Raw genomic sequence first — 14,635 nt, 5'->3', positions numbered from 1 at the left:
GCCACGTTCTCGCTCTGTTCGAAACCGGCGCGATCGTCGATGCAGCCATCAACAGGCCTCCTGTGAGGATACAATTCCAGTTTGACAAATTGGGTTTAACTGTCGGTTCGTGAACGACAAGCCGACAACAAATTATTTCTAACCCCTGGTGCTATGTCCCTTCATGGCAAAGGGACTTGACGTGGGGACGATGAACCTTCTGTCCGCCCGACAGGAAGGTGACGAGACCGTCTTCGTACAACAGCGCAACTCGTTCGTCGAGATCGACTATAGCGACATGGCCGATCAGATGCTGTCTCGGAGCGACGTATTGCACATCCGCAAGGACGATCAGGTGTACATCGTCGGGGACGACGCGCTCAACTTCGCGAACATCTTCAACGAGGAGACGCGCCGGCCGATGCAGGCTGGGATCCTCTCGAGCGACGAGAAGTCGGCGATCCCGATGATCAAACTCATCACCGAACAGGTGGTCGGTGATCCCCAGTATCCGAGCGAGCGACTGTTCTTCTCGGTGCCGGCCGATCCGATCGACGACGATACGTCGACGCTGTACCACCAGAAGACCGTCGAGTCGCTGCTCAGTGACATGGGCTACGATCCCGAACCGATCAACGAGGGGATGGCGGTCATCTACTCGGAACTGGCCGACAAGGAGTTCACCGGGCTGGGCATCAGCTTCGGGGCCGGCATGACCAACGTCTGCCTGTCGTACTACGCCGTGCCGGTCATGAAGTTCTCGATCGCTCGGGGTGGCGACTGGATCGACGAAAAGGCCGCCCAGGCGACCGGGACGCCCGTCGACAAGGTCACCTCGGTCAAGGAGGAGGACTTCGCGCTGGACTTCGAGACCGACGTCGGCGGGATCGAGGGCGCGTTGAGCATCTACTACGACAACTTACTCGATTACGTCATCGAGAACATCATCAACGAGGTCGACGAGGAGGACATCGAGGAGGGGCTTGACGTCCCAGTCGTCGTCACCGGCGGGACCTCGACGCCGGATGGCTTCGAGGAACTGTTCGCCGAACGGCTCGCAGAGGCGGACCTGCCGTTCTCGATTCAGGGGGTCGACCGCGCCGAGAATCCGCTTTACAGCGTCGCCCAGGGCGCGCTGGTGGCAGCCCGCTCGGAGGAAGAGCGCGACGGCACGGCGACGGCCGCCGCTGCGTCTGCCGAGGATGCGGACGAGGCCGAGGCCGAGGCGGAAGCCGAGAACGACGACTGAAACCGTCTCAGGACTCGTCTTCTGCTCCTGCATCGAGCGACGCTGCAACGGTCACCGTCGCTTCGAAGTCGTCGATATCGATCCCGGGCTTCGTCTCGGCATCCGGCTCGTCGAACGGGATCCGAACACCAGCTTCCCGGCCGATCAGACAGGTGCGCTCCGCCGATAGGTTTTCGCTCTCGAACCGTTCCATCGCCCGGTCCCAACTCTCGGGCTCGCCGCCCTCGTATCGGTGAGATGCCGGAACCCCACTGAACCCACAGGATTCACACACCACCGCCGTGGCTTTTTCACCCCCGAGCGCGAACGTCGTCAGGTCCCCCCCACAACGCGGACACTCCATAGTGGAGATTAGAACCGTATGCTAATGAATGTGATGCGGCCGGGGACGGAATTATGGCACAGGCCGTCGTTGCCCTCGACAATGCCCGAGCTATCCATTACCGAACGCCAGCAGGATCGACTCGACGCGGTGCGCCGCGAGGTCGAAGCCGCGTACGTCGAGACGTACGGTGAGACCCGACCACAGGACGCGATCGAGTACCTACTCGATACCTATACGCCACCCGAGGAACGGGCGGTCGTCGCCGCCTACGAGGAAGTCGCCACCGCGACGTACCCGACGCTCCAGCACGTCGCGAGCGAGGTCGATGCGGTTCCAGGTAGCGGCATCGAGGCCGCGGAGATGCGCGGGCGCTTGCTGGCGGCGCTGGGTCCGGAGACGCTTGCCGAGCGACTCCGGGCGGCGGACACAGAGACCGAGGAAGACGAGGTGTCGGCGGCCGACGATTCTGCGTCGGCTGGGGAGTTCGATGCCGACAGTCCTCCCGAGACTCCCGGCGGACCGCGAATCGACGAGGACTCGCCAGCTACAACCGGGGACCCCTCGCAAGGGGACGCCGGGACAGACACGGACGGGGCCGACGAGACGGACAAAACGGACGCCGACGAGACGGACAAAATGGACGGGGCCGACGAGACGACCGCCGGATCGGTGGATAGCGACGGGTCGAATGATGGCGACGAATCGGCATCGGAATCCCAGGCTGAATCAACCCCGACGTCACCGCTCGCATCGGTCAACAAACTCCTGGACGACCACAGTGAAAAGTGGCGCAAGGGGGAAGGCGATGCCCCCTACGAGGTCGATCTACCCGACGGGACGACGAAATCGGCCCGGACAAAGGACGACGTGCGCCAGTTGCTGTTCCGTCACTACTAGACGCTTTCCGCCGTCGGGCTAGGCGATGTCTTCGACCAGGTCGGCGACGTCGCTCGGCGTCTCGCCGACTTCGACGCCCGCGGCCTCCAGGGCGTCGATCTTGCTCTGTGCTGTCCCCGTGCCACCGCCGGAGACGATCGCGCCCGCGTGCCCCATGCGCTTGCCCGGCGGGGCGGTCCGGCCCGCAATGAACCCGACGACGGGGGTGTCCATTTCCTCGGCGATGTACTCGGCCGCCGCTTCCTCGTCCTCGCCGCCGATCTCGCCGCACATTACGACGGCCTCCGTTTCCGGATCTGCTTCGAACAGTTCAAGCGCGTCGATGAAGCCCGTCCCGACGATCGGGTCGCCGCCGATGCCGACGGCGGTCGTCTGGCCGATCCCGCGTTCGGTCAGGCTATCGACGATCTGGTAGGTCAGGGTGCCGGATCGCGAGACAAGTCCGACCGAGCCCTCGCTGAAGATGTTGCCCGGCAGGATGCCGAGTTTCGACTCGCCGGGAGTGATCACGCCGGGGCAGTTCGGTCCGACCAGATGCGTGTCAGTGTCTTCGAGTTCGGCGTACACCTCGCTGACGTCCTGGGTCGGGATGCCTTCCGTGATCGCGACCACAACATCAAGTGGTGCATCGAGCGCTTCGAAGAGTGCGTCCGCAGCGAAGGCGGGCGGGACGAACACGACCGAGGCGTCGGCGTCCTCCTCGCGTGCTGCCCGATCGACGGTGTCGTAGACGGGGACACCGTGGACTTCCTGGCCGCCTTTACCCGGGACCGCGCCGGCGACGACGTTCGTCCCGTATTCGATCATCTGCTCGGCGTGGAACTCGCCCTCGCCGCCGGTGATCCCCTGGACGATGACGCGAGTGTCTTCGTCAACCAGGATGCTCATTGTGCCACCTCCTCGGCGTCGGCGACAGCACGCTGGACGGCTTCTTCGAGCGTTTCCTCGACGGTCACGAGATCGGTGTTGAGTATCTCCATGCCTTGAACGCTGTTGGTGCCGGCGAGTCGAACGGTGACCGGGTTGGGAATCGTGTCGAACTCTTCGAGGGCCTCGTTGATACCGCGGGCGACCTCGTCGCCGCGGGTGATCCCGCCGAAGATGTTGAACACGACGCTGTCGACGTTGTCGTCGGCGAAGACGACCTCCAGGGCGTTGCGGACGCGGCCAGCTTTGGCCCCGCCGCCGATGTCGAGGAAGTTCGCGGGCGATCCGCCGTAATGATCGACGAGATCGAGCGTCGTCATCACCAGGCCCGCGCCGTTGCCGATGATGCCGACGTTGCCCGAAAGCCGGACGTAATCGAAGCCGTACTCGTTGGCCATCGCCTCGAGGTCGTCGTCGGTCGTTTCGCCTTCCAGTTGGGCGATCTCGGACTGCCGGAAGAGCGCGTCGTCGTCGACGTTGAACACGGCGTCGGCGGCGATGACCTCGTCGTCGTCCGTGATCATCACGGGGTTGATCTCGGCGTCGCTGCCGTCCTTCTCGTCCCAAAGGTCGTACAGCGTCGAGAGGATCGAGGCGACATCACCGGCCACCTCGCGGTCGACGCCCGCGTCGTAGACAGCCTTGCGAGCCTGGTAGGGGTGGAGGCCGTAGGCCGGATCGACGTGTTCGCGCGCGATGGCGTCGGGGTTCTCGGCGGCGACCTCCTCGATGTTGACCCCGCCCTTCGTCGAGACCATCGCGACCGGCTTGCCGGCCCCGCGGTCCATCGTCACGCCGACGTAGAGTTCGTTCACGAAGTCGACCGCTTGCTCGACCAAGACGCGATCGACGGTGTAGCCCTTCAGATCCATCCCGAGGATGTCCGTGGCCGCTTCCCGAGCCTCGTCGGCGTCCTCGGCAAGTTTGATCCCGCCGGCCTTGCCCCGCCCGCCGACGTGTACCTGTGCTTTGATCGCCACCGGGAAGCCGATCTCTCCTGCCGCGTCGACCGCTTCCTCGACGGTCGTCGCGAGAGTTGCATCTGGGACCGGAATCCCGGCCTCGGCGAATACGCGCTTTGCCTGGTACTCGTGGAGTCGCATGTATTACGACCGGCGAGCGGCGGACGCTTAAATCCCGCTTTCTGGTACCATTTCACATACTACCGGCAGTACCTTCCGCTTTCTCGCCTGGGGTGACGCGTCCACGCTGGGGCGCACGTACTTCCAGATCGCGTTCGAACCAGTACGGTGCCTTCACGCCGTCAGTACCTGCGGACAGTTGGTCTCGCTGGCCTCGGCACGATAGCGGGCGACGTATGGCCGGTAGCCGGTAGCTTTTGGCCTCGAACACCGAATCACGAGTATGGGCCATCACACGTTCGACATCGACCGCGCGGATTCGCTGGAGGACGACTCTCGGTACGCGTATCTCTCGGTCGATGAATTGCTGGGGCTGTTCGACTTCGAGGCGACGGACTGCGTGGCTGACCTCGGTAGCGGGACCGGCTTTTATACCCGATCGGTCGCAACCCACGTCGATTCGGTGCTGGCGATCGACATCCAGCCGGCGATGCACGCCGTCTTCGAGGAGTTCGGTCGTCCGGCAAACGTCCACCGGCTCACTGCCAGTGTCGACAGACTGCCGGTCGGGACGGACGCACTTCCCGCGGCGTACTCGACGATGACCTACCACGAATTTGTCAGCGACCGCGCGCTCGCTGAACTCGCTCGGGTGATCGAGCCGGGTGGCCGCGTTGCGGTCGCCGACTGGTCGGCCGAGGGTGTGGGTGAGCGCGGCCCGCCGCTTGCTGAGCGGTACGACGCGGCGACAGTCGCCGAGCACCTCGCCGAACACGGGTTCGCGATCGATCGAACGAGGGAACGCCGGGAGACACTTGTCGTTTCGGCACGCTACGAGCCGTCCTCAGCGTGATCGGTGGGTGGGGATCGTCGGCGTGTCCCGACAATCGTAAGGAGGCGGGGTGTCCTAACCTATACAATGAGCGACACGGTCGATCCACCGGAACCGTCCGGGGCCGGTGGCGAGGGCTCGGTCCATCTTCTCGGGACGGCACACGTCTCGGCGGAGAGCGCCGAGCGCGTCGAGCGGACGATCGAGGACGAGCAACCCGATGTCGTCGCCGTCGAACTTGACGAGGGACGCTATCGACAGCTCAAAGGCGAATCACCCGACGATATCGAGGCGAGCGACCTTCTCGAAGGGAACACTGTCTTTCAATTCCTGGCGTACTGGATGCTGTCGTACGTCCAGGCCCGGCTCGGCGACCGCTTCGACGTGACGCCCGGCGCGGACATGATGGCCGGCGTCGAGACGGCCGAAGCGGCGGGTATCGACGTCGCGCTGGTCGACCGGGATATCCAGACGACGGTCCAGCGGTTCTGGAAGCGACTGACTGGCCTGGAGAAACTCAAGCTCTTCGGCGGGATGCTCGCCGGCATCGGTGGCCCATGGGCCGCAGCCTGGACGGTCGGCCTCATGGTCGGGCTGTTCGTCGGCATCCTCGGCTCCGCGCTTGGCGTTTCAGTCCTCGGGGCCGTCGGTCTCTCGGTTCCGTTTGCCAGTGCAATCGACGTTCTCCTCCTGGCTGGCGGTGTCGGGACGGTGATCGCCCTCCCGCTGTTGGCCGCATTCTCGGGATTCGAAGACGAGGACGTCGAGGAGTTCGACATCGAACAGTTGACCGACACTGACGTCGTCTCCGCGATGATGGAGGAGTTTCGGCGGTTTTCGCCGGGCGGTGCCGAGGCACTGATCGACGAGCGGGACGCCTATATCGCCCACCAGCTCGTGGGGCTCCGGGAGGCGGGGGCCGATGTCGTCGCCGTGGTCGGGGCCGGCCACCGTGCGGGGATCCAGGGCTATCTGGACAACCCCGAAACGCTACCGCCGATGGATTCACTGACAGGGACGATTTCCGGCCGGCGGTTTTCACTCTACAAGATCCTTGGGTATCTGTTCACGCTCGGGTTCGGGGCGTTCTTCGTTTTGCTGCTGCTTGGCGGCGCTAATCAGGGTTGGTTGCTCAGGCTGTTCGCAGCGTGGTTCCTCGTCAACGGCATCATCGCGGCTGCGCTGGCAAAGGTAGCCGGCGCACACTGGAGCAGTGCGGGCGTCGGCGGTGCGGTCGCCTGGCTGACGAGCGTCAACCCACTGCTCGCCCCGGGCTGGTTCGCCGGCTACGTCGAGTTGCGCTATCTCGATGTCAACGTCTCGGACATCAGCCGGCTCAACGAGTTGCTCGACGATCAGGAGCTACCGATCCCCGAACTGGTCGCCAGGATGCGGGAAGTGCCGCTATTCAGGCTCATCCTGATCGTCGCACTCACGAATATCGGGAGCTTCATCGCGAGTATGCTGTTTGCGAGCACGATCCTGCCACTCATGTCCAACGAGGTCGGTGGCGTCGGCGAGGTCGCTGAACTGCTGATAATGGGTGCGCGGAACGGGGCTGAAATGCTCTGGAATCTCGTCGGATGATCGAACTCCGCTCGATCCGGTTTTCCCGGAAAGAACTGTTGGACCTCTTTGCGGCGTGGCTCATTCTGAGCGTCGCCTTCACCCTCTTTTTGAACCCACGGTTGCTCGAACGGTGGTCCTACGCGCCCGATCCGACTGCCGTGATCGCGGCCTTCGGGGAGTCCCTCCTCACGAGTCTCCTGACGGTCGGCGTCGGATTCATGCTCCACGAACTCGCCCACAAGGTGGTCGCGATCCGGTTCGGACAGATCGCCGCCTTCCAGGCCGACTACGGCATGTTGTTTCTCGCACTCGTCTCGGCGATGGCGGGGTTTCTCTTCGCCGCGCCGGGTGCGGTCGTCCATCGGGGCCGGATCACGCCCCGGGAGTCCGGACTCATCGCGCTGGCGGGCCCAGTGACGAATCTGGCATTGGCGGCTGCCTTCGCGCCGTTTGCGCTCCTGGCCGGCCCGACGATCAGCTCGGTGGCCTCCTTTGGCGTCACGATCAACCTCCTGTTGGCCGGCTTCAACATGATTCCGTATGGACCTCTCGATGGGCGTACCGTTCTCGAGTGGAACCGCGGTGTCTACCTCGCTGTCGCGGTCCCGTCGATCGTGCTCGCGATCGCCGGCTTGTTCGGTTTCGGATTCTGAACGATACGCTCTTTTCCCCCCGGTGAGACCCACGTTCATGCGCGAGTTTCGCCCGATATCGGCGGCTGAACGCACGGCGTTCGACCGCATTCGGCAGTACGCGTTTCATGCCGAAGACGGCCCCCACGTCACGGATGCCGGTGAGGACGGCGACGATCATCCGCCGATCGGGACCCGATACGGCTATTTCGACGAGGAGAAACCGGCGAGCATCTGCATTCACTACACCTTCGAGATGCGGGTGCGGGGTGAATGGACCACTGTCGGGGGTCACGGTGCCGTCGCAACGCCACCGGAACGACGCCGGGAGGGTAACGTTCGGCGAATGCTTCGGGAATCACTTCGGACGTTCGAGGTCGTCCCGCTGGTGACGCTGTGGCCGTTCTCGACGGCGTTCTACCGACAGTTCGGCTGGGCGACGGCCAACGAGATCACCCGTTACACGGTCCCGCCCGAAACGCTCGCTGGCGTTTCAGAGGAACCTGGCGAGTTCCGGCCCGTCGAACCGGATGACTGGCGGGATCTTCGGAAGAGCCACCTGGCAGCTGGACGGGGGGAGACGCTGTCGATGCGTCGTTCGGAGCAGTGGTGGCGACGCCGGATCTTCCACGAGTGGGGTGAAGACAGACGCCACGCCTACGCGTACTATCGTGACGATACCCCGGCCGGATACGTCGTCTACTCGGTGGAACGTGACGACGCCGCTGAACTCGACGTGAAGTACCACGGCGCACGCGATCACGCGGCCTACCGCGCAGTACTCGGATTCCTCGGCGACCACGATTCCCAGGTCGATTCCGTCTCGTTCGCTCGACCGGGCGATTCGGTTCTTTTCGACACCCTCGGGGACCCCCAGGCCGCCGATGTCGAACTGCTTCCGGGGCCGATGGTTCGCCTCACAGACGTTCCGGCGGCGCTCGAAGCGATCCCGTATCCCGACGGTCTTGACGAGCGCGTCACACTCTCCGTGGACGATCCGCTGTTACCGGAAAACGACGGCACCTACGAACTCCTCGTCGAGGGCGGGGATGGGTCCTGTCGATCGGTGACAGCGGACGCTCCTGACGTAACCGTCGGCGTCGGCCCGCTGTCACGTCTCGTTATTGGAGCTCGATCGGCCGACACGCTGGCGACCGTCGGCGATCTCACGGCCGATCCGGCGACACGTGAGACACTTGCCGAGTTGTTCCCGAGCGAGCGGGTCTTTCTGCGAGAGTTCTTTTGATAGCGAGGCCCGAACGAAGTGAGGGCCTCGGAAAGGCGAACGGCGACCGAGGGGAGCCGTGAGCAGCGAGGCGGGATAAGTGAAGCGAACGGGACTTCAAATATAACGAGCGAGGCCCGAACGAAGTGAGGGCCTCGGAAAGGCGAACAGTGAGAGAATCGACACGCGGAGCGGTGGGCTTTTGGCCTCACCGGACGGCCACTCGGGTATGGCCGAACACGAGGCGGACGACGGCGATGGAGCGTCGTCGTCGGATGCGACTGACGAACCTGACGAGGAACTCACGTACGCGGCCTCCGGCGTCGATATCGACGAGAGCGAAGCGGCGACCGAGGCACTGCTCGACGCGGCGGGCGAGTTCGCCGGTGACTTCGCCGGACTCGTCGACATCGGCGATCGATACCTCGCGCTGGCGACTGACGGCGTCGGCACCAAACTGCTCGTCGCCGAGGCACTCGACGATTACTCGACGGTCGGCATCGACTGCATCGCGATGAACGTCAACGACCTGGTCGCGGCGGGCATCGAGCCCGTGGCGTTCGTCGACTATCTCGCGATCGAAGCGCCGGATAGCACGACGACGGGCCAGCTCGGTGAGGGCCTTCAGATCGGCGCTGAACTCGCAGATATCGCGCTGATCGGCGGCGAGACGGCGGTCATGCCGGATGTCATCGACGGCCTCGACATCGCCGGCACCGCGGCCGGGCTGGCTCCCAAAGACGGCCTCTTCGCTGGGGAGGCCGAACCGGGAGACGCGATCGTCGGGTGGCCGTCGAGTGGGATCCACTCCAACGGTCTGACGCTCGCGCGGGAGGCGGTCACGCGCGATCACGACTACGACGATCCGTTCCCGCCCGAGCCGTCCACGACCATCGGCGAGGAACTCCTCGCGCCGACGCGGATCTACACTGACCTGCTCGATCCACTTCGCGAGCACGGGACACACGCTGCCGCCCACGTCACGGGCGGTGGCTGGCGCAACCTCACTCGGATGGGTCCCTACCGGTACGAGATCGAGGAACCCTTCGACGCCCAGCCGATCTTCGAGTTCGTCCAGACGGTCGGGGACGTCAGTGACGCGGAGATGCACCGGACCTTCAACATGGGGACGGGCTTCGTCGCAACCTTCGATCCGGCCGACGCGATGAACGTTGTCGAGGAGACTGCTGACGGGCGGATCATCGGACGCGTGGTCGATAGCGACGAAGGCGTCTCGATCCGCGGACTGGACCTCCAGTAGGGGGGCTCAGCGCCGGCGAACGATCGCGTTCAGTTCTCGATGTCGACGACGAACACCGGAATGTCGGCGTTTTCGATGACTCGCTGCGTGACGCTTCCCAGATTGGCGAGTCGGTCACGCCCCGTCCGACCGTGGGTTCCCATGACGATCAGGTCGGCATCGATCTCCTCGGCGTAGGTGAGGATCCCACGATGTGGAATCCCTTCCTGCAGTGCCGTTTCGACGGCGACCCCTGCCTGTTGAACCTGCTCTCTCAGGCGAGCCAGTGCCTGCTCGCCGTCGGATTGCAGTGACTCCATGACTTCGTCCTGGGCGTCGTCGTCGGCAGCGAGGTACATCCGGCGATCAAGGACGTACAGGCCGTGGATCGTGGCGTCGTTGTCTTCGGCGATGGCGGTGGCGTGTTGCAGGGTCTTGGACGTCCCGCTGCTGCCGTCCGTCGGCGTGAGGATGGTCTCGTACATACCGTCCGAAAATTGAACCGCCAGGCAAATAGTTGTATGTGCCAAGGTGGCACACGGTGCCGGGCAACCCCCCGTTTCTGTGTTACCGTCCGGTGAAGTTCGGGTGGTTGCTGACGTGCCGGGGCAGATACCGGCTTTTCTGGGGGAGGCCGTCGACGTCGTCGAGGACCGCCTCGCGGAGTTCCGCGGGCGTCAGGTCGATCTCGTCGTCGTCTGCGCGCACGTTGACGCCGATCGTCTCGCCCTCGATCTCTCGATCGCCGACGACGACGTAGTAGGGCACCCAGTCAGTCTCGGCTTTGGCGATACGCTTGCCGACGGACTCGTCGCGGTCGTCGATGTCCGCCCGTACGTCAGCGTCTTCGAGTTCGTCGACCAGTCCTTCGCAGTAGTCCAAATGCGAATCGGGATTGACCGGAATGAACCGGACCTGGGTCGGCGAGAGCCACGTCGGCAACTGGGGGGTGTCCATCGAGGCCGTGTCCTCCAGGAGAGCGGCCAGGACACGCTCGATACCCCCGGAGGGCGAGTAATGGAGGATCGGCGGATGGTGGCTGTCGGTACCGTCGGTGTACTCGATGTCGAAGCGCTCGGCACTCTCGACGTCGATCTGAACCGTGGGGTTCTCGATCGGGCGGCCCAGCCCGTCGATCGCTGCGAAGTCGATCTTGGCCGACCAGTAGTGGTGGCGTTCGGGAATGATCTCGATGAGCGAGGGCTTGCCGAGTTCCGCGACCACGTCCTCGACCCACGCCTCGTTGTCCTCGTAGAACTCGCGGGTCATCCGGATCGCCGGCTCGTAGTTCAGATCGAGGTCTTCGGAGGTCTGGAGCGCGAGTTCGGCCTGCTTGCGGAGTTCCTCGCGGGCTTGCTCCATGCTCTCCGTGGCGGTGTGCATGTCCGGCATCGTGAACGCGCGCAGGCGCTTGAGGCCGGTCACTTCGCCGCGCTGCTCCCGGCGGAACGAATAGGTCGACATCTCATAGACACGCAGCGGGAGGTCGTTGACCGAGATGTGCATGTCCCGCATGATCGAGAACTGCCCGAAACAGGCCGCAAAGCGCAGCATCATCCGGCGATCGCCCGACTCGAAGCGGTACTGACGCTCGCCGAACTTCCCGGCGTGTTCGTCGATCGACCGCGCGCCGAGGTCGTACATGATCGGCGTCTCGACCGGCATCCCGCCGTAGTCGACGACGAGATCGTTGACGTACTCCATGAGGGCGTCCCGGACGAGTTTCCCGCGGGGGTACCATCGGAGGTTTCCGACGTCGGAGAGTTCGTCGTAGCCGACCAGTCCCTTCTCCTGCATGAGGTCGACGTGCGGGGGCTCCTCGCCTTCGTTGCTGGTGATCCCCTCGACCTCGTCCTCGATGAACGAGACGAGGTCCTCCCCGACCGACTCTTTGGCCGCTACCGCGTCCTGCATGTCCCCGTCGGGTGTCATGACCTTCCACTCGCTGGGTTCGCGGTCGGGCTCTCCTTCGGATTCGGCTTCGTCATCGTCTTCGTCTCGGTGAGCCGCAACGTGGCGGGACAGTTCCGAGAGCGGGTGGCCCTTACACGAGACCTCGAAGGCCTTGTACCAGCCAAAGGGTGCCCGGAGGATCTCGTAGCCAGCCGCCTCCATCTTCGCTTCGAGTCGTTGCATGACTTCCTTCGCGGCGTCGGGGCCCGCGAGGTCCTCGCTGAGGTGTGCGTACGGATAGAGCACAACGTCGTTCGTGTTGAGTTGCCCGGCGACGTCTTCGAGTTCCGTCAGCGCGTTCTCGACGACGCCGTCGAGGTCCGCCTCGTCGTCGCTTTCGACAGTGATGAACACCGTCACGCAGTCCTCCATGCGCCCTTCCATCGGGACGCCTTCCGTCTCGGCAAGCCCCTCGGGTCCCGCTTTGTCAGTCGTCTCGAACTCCAGATGGTCCGAGTGGACGAACAGTAGTCTCATAGCAAAAGCGTTCCCGCCGCCGGTAAAAAGGGTGCCGAATGCGGTCACGCGATCGCCCCCTGTCGGCCGTCAGGCCGGGGTACCCGATTCGAATCACGTGCAGACCCACTCCCACATGACACGTCAATCAGGAGCAATATATAAGTAGACGGGCTGAGAATCCATCCTTCGGAGTGGTCCATATGGAAAAGAACGTCGGTGGCATGGACCGTATCGTCCGGCTCGCGGTCGGGATCGTGTTGCTCGCTGTCGCACTTGCAGGGTTCGCCGAACAGTTCACCTACGAGATCGGACCGATTACCACGATGATCGGGTCAGCAGTTCTCGCCGTCGTTGGCCTGATTCTCGTGGTAACCGGTGGACTCCAGCAATGTGTCCTCAACGACCTGCTGGGGATCGACACCTATCAGCCCTGATCGACCGGGGAACCACCCCCCTGAACGATTTCTGTCGGCGGACAACGCCCTTGGCGAATCAGCTCTCCTCGTCTTTGAGTGTCTCCAACTCTTCTTCGACGGCCGCATCCTCGACGTCGCCGAGGTCGACGTCGGCTGTGTCAGCTTCCGTGTCTGCCTCGGCATCCTCGTCGCCGGACTCGTCTCCGACCTCGGATTTCAGCGTCTCTAGCTCGGCGTCGACTGCCCCCGAGGTCCGGACTTCTTCGAGTTCGCGGTCGAGTTGATCCTGGTCGCTGATGGCGTCATCGATCGCTCCGCTATCCCGAAGCTCGTCCATCGCGGCCGAGCGGGCTTCCATCTCTTCGGTTTGTTCCTGGGCTCGCTCGATCGCCCTCCCGACGTCCTCGAACTGGTCGCCGGCACCTGTCATCGCCTCTGAGACGCGCGAGGAGGCTTCGGCTGCCTGATACCGTGCTTTCATCGTCTCCTTTTTGGTACGGAACTGCTCGACCTGGCTCTGGAGTTCGTTCTTCTGCTCGATCAATCGATCCTGCTGCCCCTGGAGGTCGGCGACCTGGGTCTCCAAGTCCTCGATCTGGTTCATCTTCTGCTTTTTCTTCTCGAGGGCGCGGCGGGCGAGGTCGTCCCGTCCCTGCTCGACCGCCTCACGGGCCTGGTCGTTGTGTTTCTCGACGTTCTCCTCGAGGCGACGCTTCTGGATTTCCAGGCGCTTTTTCTGTGTCGTCAGGTCGGCGATCCCCTGCTTGACGTCCTGTAGCTCGTCTCTGAGTTGCTCGTAGGAGTAATCCAGCGACTCGGAGGGGTTCTCCGCCCGGTTCAGCAGCGAGTTGACCTTCGAGCGGATGACGTATGAGGCGCGTGAAAGGATTCCCATGCTTCTTGGTTGGTGGCTCCTGCCTTAATTTCTTTTATGGGGGTGGTGACCCACGAACACGGGCGAAAATTAAATTTGGTGTCCGCCGGCATTCCAAACGATGGGCCTCGCTGAACCGTTCGGCACGCAGGAACCAACTCATCAACTTGTCGTCCGCGAGCGTGATGCCATCGACGATGCTGACCCTGCAGGCTGTCTCGCCGTCGAGAATCGCGTCATCAACGTGGCCATGCGGCATGGCACCGCCATCCACCTCTGTATCGACGACACGCTGAACGCGGATCGGCTCGCACATCTTCGAGAGACGCTCTCTGGGGTCGAAGACGCCCGCGTTCTCGAAAACGCCACTCCCGAATACCGTGCCGAACTCCCTGCCGACGCAGATATCGTCACCACCGCACTTTCACTCCCGGAATCGGACACGGCTGTCTGGCTGGATCGGCTGTTCGGACTCGCGGAACTCGCCGTCGTGACCGACGATTCGTGGCTCTATCGATCCGTCCCACACGAGACGCATATCCGGGAGATCAACGCCGAGGCGGTCGAGGCGTATCTCAGGACACTTCATCGGGAACTCAGTGACATCCCGGGAACAGCGATCGTCCCCCATGGCCCACTCGCATCCTGGAATACCGACGGCTGCCGCTACGAACTGACCTGGGACGCGCTTCGGGAACGCCGAGACGAGGATCAGTGGCGCACGATCAGCCTCGAACGACTACGCAGGGTCAAGCCCGAACCCGAGCGATCGGAGATCGTCTTCCAGTGGGAACCCCCCACAGGCGGGTCCCGCGTGGTCCGTGGGCTTCGGCGCGCGTTCGGTCGCGAAGTGGACATCTCACCGATGCGACTCACGATCGCGACAGCGGAGGTTGCAACGGTTCTGGACGCGCTTGAGGATCTCAACGTCCGCCTCGGTTACGGGTACGAGATCATCGAGTGACACAAACGAGCG

Annotated in this window: 15 protein-coding genes; 9 read left to right on the top strand and 6 right to left on the bottom strand. The window is 63.7% G+C overall.

Annotation, left to right across the window (positions count from 1 at the left end; translation table 11 throughout):
• Positions 1-163 precede the first annotated feature (163 nt).
• Positions 164-1,228 (top strand): disk-shape morphogenesis protein volactin, encoded by a 1,065-nt coding sequence (locus tag HUTA_RS02180; RefSeq protein ID WP_012795506.1) that lies wholly within the window; start codon positions 164-166, stop codon positions 1,226-1,228.
• A 7-nt stretch (positions 1,229-1,235) separates the two neighbouring features.
• Here the strand turns inward: HUTA_RS02180 and HUTA_RS02175 are convergent, their stop codons facing one another.
• Positions 1,236-1,571, bottom strand: coding sequence for a hypothetical protein (locus HUTA_RS02175; RefSeq protein WP_012795505.1), 336 nt, complete (start codon positions 1,569-1,571; stop codon positions 1,236-1,238).
• 81 nt (positions 1,572-1,652) lie between these two features.
• On the opposite strand from HUTA_RS02175, the gene HUTA_RS02170 reads away from it, so the two are divergent.
• Positions 1,653-2,450 carry a hypothetical protein gene (locus tag HUTA_RS02170; RefSeq protein ID WP_012795504.1) on the top strand — a complete coding sequence of 266 codons (798 nt, stop codon included), beginning with the start codon at positions 1,653-1,655 and terminating at the stop codon, positions 2,448-2,450.
• An 18-nt stretch (positions 2,451-2,468) separates the two neighbouring features.
• On the opposite strand, the gene sucD is transcribed toward HUTA_RS02170, so the two are convergent.
• Both sucD and sucC read right to left on the bottom strand, forming a co-directional pair.
• A complete protein-coding gene (gene sucD, locus HUTA_RS02165; RefSeq protein ID WP_012795503.1) occupies positions 2,469-3,338 on the bottom strand; it encodes a succinate--CoA ligase subunit alpha in 870 nt (289 codons plus the stop codon).
• Positions 3,335-4,480, bottom strand: a complete 1,146-nt coding sequence (gene sucC / locus HUTA_RS02160) for an ADP-forming succinate--CoA ligase subunit beta (protein WP_012795502.1) — start codon at positions 4,478-4,480, stop codon at positions 3,335-3,337. Before sucC ends, sucD begins: the two co-directional genes overlap by 4 nt.
• 262 nt (positions 4,481-4,742) lie before the next feature.
• Between sucC and HUTA_RS02155 the strand changes: the two genes are divergently transcribed.
• The 5 genes from HUTA_RS02155 (at position 4,743) to purM (ending at position 9,978) form a co-directional block, all read left to right on the top strand.
• Complete coding sequence (locus HUTA_RS02155) at positions 4,743-5,312, top strand: class I SAM-dependent methyltransferase (RefSeq protein ID WP_012795501.1); 570 nt, start codon at positions 4,743-4,745, stop codon at positions 5,310-5,312.
• Between the two features lie 66 nt (positions 5,313-5,378).
• Positions 5,379-6,878, top strand: a complete 1,500-nt coding sequence (locus tag HUTA_RS02150) for a TraB/GumN family protein (protein WP_012795500.1) — start codon at positions 5,379-5,381, stop codon at positions 6,876-6,878.
• Positions 6,875-7,513, top strand: coding sequence for a zinc metalloprotease (locus HUTA_RS02145; protein ID WP_012795499.1), 639 nt, complete (start codon positions 6,875-6,877; stop codon positions 7,511-7,513). The genes HUTA_RS02150 and HUTA_RS02145 overlap by 4 nt, the downstream gene beginning before the upstream one ends.
• Before the next feature lie 37 nt (positions 7,514-7,550).
• On the top strand, positions 7,551-8,738 hold the full coding sequence (locus HUTA_RS02140; RefSeq protein ID WP_012795498.1) for a GNAT family N-acetyltransferase: 1,188 nt from the start codon (positions 7,551-7,553) through the stop codon (positions 8,736-8,738).
• 208 nt (positions 8,739-8,946) lie between these two features.
• Complete coding sequence (purM, locus tag HUTA_RS02135) at positions 8,947-9,978, top strand: phosphoribosylformylglycinamidine cyclo-ligase (protein WP_012795497.1); 1,032 nt, start codon at positions 8,947-8,949, stop codon at positions 9,976-9,978.
• Positions 9,979-10,007: 29 nt separating this feature from the next.
• Here the strand turns inward: purM and HUTA_RS02130 are convergent, their stop codons facing one another.
• Both HUTA_RS02130 and HUTA_RS02125 read right to left on the bottom strand, forming a co-directional pair.
• Positions 10,008-10,442 carry a universal stress protein gene (locus HUTA_RS02130; RefSeq protein WP_012795496.1) on the bottom strand — a complete coding sequence of 145 codons (435 nt, stop codon included), beginning with the start codon at positions 10,440-10,442 and terminating at the stop codon, positions 10,008-10,010.
• An 82-nt stretch (positions 10,443-10,524) separates the two neighbouring features.
• Positions 10,525-12,387: a threonine--tRNA ligase gene (locus HUTA_RS02125; RefSeq protein ID WP_012795495.1), complete on the bottom strand. Its 1,863-nt coding sequence runs from the start codon at positions 12,385-12,387 to the stop codon at positions 10,525-10,527.
• Between the two features lie 182 nt (positions 12,388-12,569).
• On the opposite strand from HUTA_RS02125, the gene HUTA_RS02120 reads away from it, so the two are divergent.
• A complete protein-coding gene (locus tag HUTA_RS02120; protein ID WP_012795494.1) occupies positions 12,570-12,803 on the top strand; it encodes a YgaP family membrane protein in 234 nt (77 codons plus the stop codon).
• A gap of 58 nt (positions 12,804-12,861) precedes the next feature.
• Here the strand turns inward: HUTA_RS02120 and HUTA_RS02115 are convergent, their stop codons facing one another.
• On the bottom strand, positions 12,862-13,680 hold the full coding sequence (locus HUTA_RS02115; protein WP_012795493.1) for a PspA/IM30 family protein: 819 nt from the start codon (positions 13,678-13,680) through the stop codon (positions 12,862-12,864).
• A 100-nt stretch (positions 13,681-13,780) separates the two neighbouring features.
• Between HUTA_RS02115 and HUTA_RS02110 the strand changes: the two genes are divergently transcribed.
• Positions 13,781-14,623, top strand: a complete 843-nt coding sequence (locus HUTA_RS02110) for a hypothetical protein (protein ID WP_012795492.1) — start codon at positions 13,781-13,783, stop codon at positions 14,621-14,623.
• Positions 14,624-14,635 lie beyond the last annotated feature (12 nt).

The sequence above is a fragment of the Halorhabdus utahensis DSM 12940 genome, assembly GCF_000023945.1.
GTDB lineage: Archaea > Halobacteriota > Halobacteria > Halobacteriales > Haloarculaceae > Halorhabdus > Halorhabdus utahensis.
The sequence above is the reverse complement of the archived record's forward strand: the minus strand, read 5'-3'. Positions and strand labels throughout refer to the sequence as shown.

Coding starts and splice junctions, on each gene's coding strand:
- HUTA_RS02180 (WP_012795506.1), top strand. CDS start 164: ATGGCAAAGGGACTTGACGTGGGGACGATGAACCTTCTGTCCGCCCGA.
- HUTA_RS02175 (WP_012795505.1), bottom strand. CDS start 1,571: ATGGAGTGTCCGCGTTGTGGGGGGGACCTGACGACGTTCGCGCTCGGG.
- HUTA_RS02170 (WP_012795504.1), top strand. CDS start 1,653: ATGCCCGAGCTATCCATTACCGAACGCCAGCAGGATCGACTCGACGCG.
- sucD (WP_012795503.1), bottom strand. CDS start 3,338: ATGAGCATCCTGGTTGACGAAGACACTCGCGTCATCGTCCAGGGGATC.
- sucC (WP_012795502.1), bottom strand. CDS start 4,480: ATGCGACTCCACGAGTACCAGGCAAAGCGCGTATTCGCCGAGGCCGGG.
- HUTA_RS02155 (WP_012795501.1), top strand. CDS start 4,743: ATGGGCCATCACACGTTCGACATCGACCGCGCGGATTCGCTGGAGGAC.
- HUTA_RS02150 (WP_012795500.1), top strand. CDS start 5,379: ATGAGCGACACGGTCGATCCACCGGAACCGTCCGGGGCCGGTGGCGAG.
- HUTA_RS02145 (WP_012795499.1), top strand. CDS start 6,875: ATGATCGAACTCCGCTCGATCCGGTTTTCCCGGAAAGAACTGTTGGAC.
- HUTA_RS02140 (WP_012795498.1), top strand. CDS start 7,551: ATGCGCGAGTTTCGCCCGATATCGGCGGCTGAACGCACGGCGTTCGAC.
- purM (WP_012795497.1), top strand. CDS start 8,947: ATGGCCGAACACGAGGCGGACGACGGCGATGGAGCGTCGTCGTCGGAT.
- HUTA_RS02130 (WP_012795496.1), bottom strand. CDS start 10,442: ATGTACGAGACCATCCTCACGCCGACGGACGGCAGCAGCGGGACGTCC.
- HUTA_RS02125 (WP_012795495.1), bottom strand. CDS start 12,387: ATGAGACTACTGTTCGTCCACTCGGACCATCTGGAGTTCGAGACGACT.
- HUTA_RS02120 (WP_012795494.1), top strand. CDS start 12,570: ATGGAAAAGAACGTCGGTGGCATGGACCGTATCGTCCGGCTCGCGGTC.
- HUTA_RS02115 (WP_012795493.1), bottom strand. CDS start 13,680: ATGGGAATCCTTTCACGCGCCTCATACGTCATCCGCTCGAAGGTCAAC.
- HUTA_RS02110 (WP_012795492.1), top strand. CDS start 13,781: ATGGGCCTCGCTGAACCGTTCGGCACGCAGGAACCAACTCATCAACTT.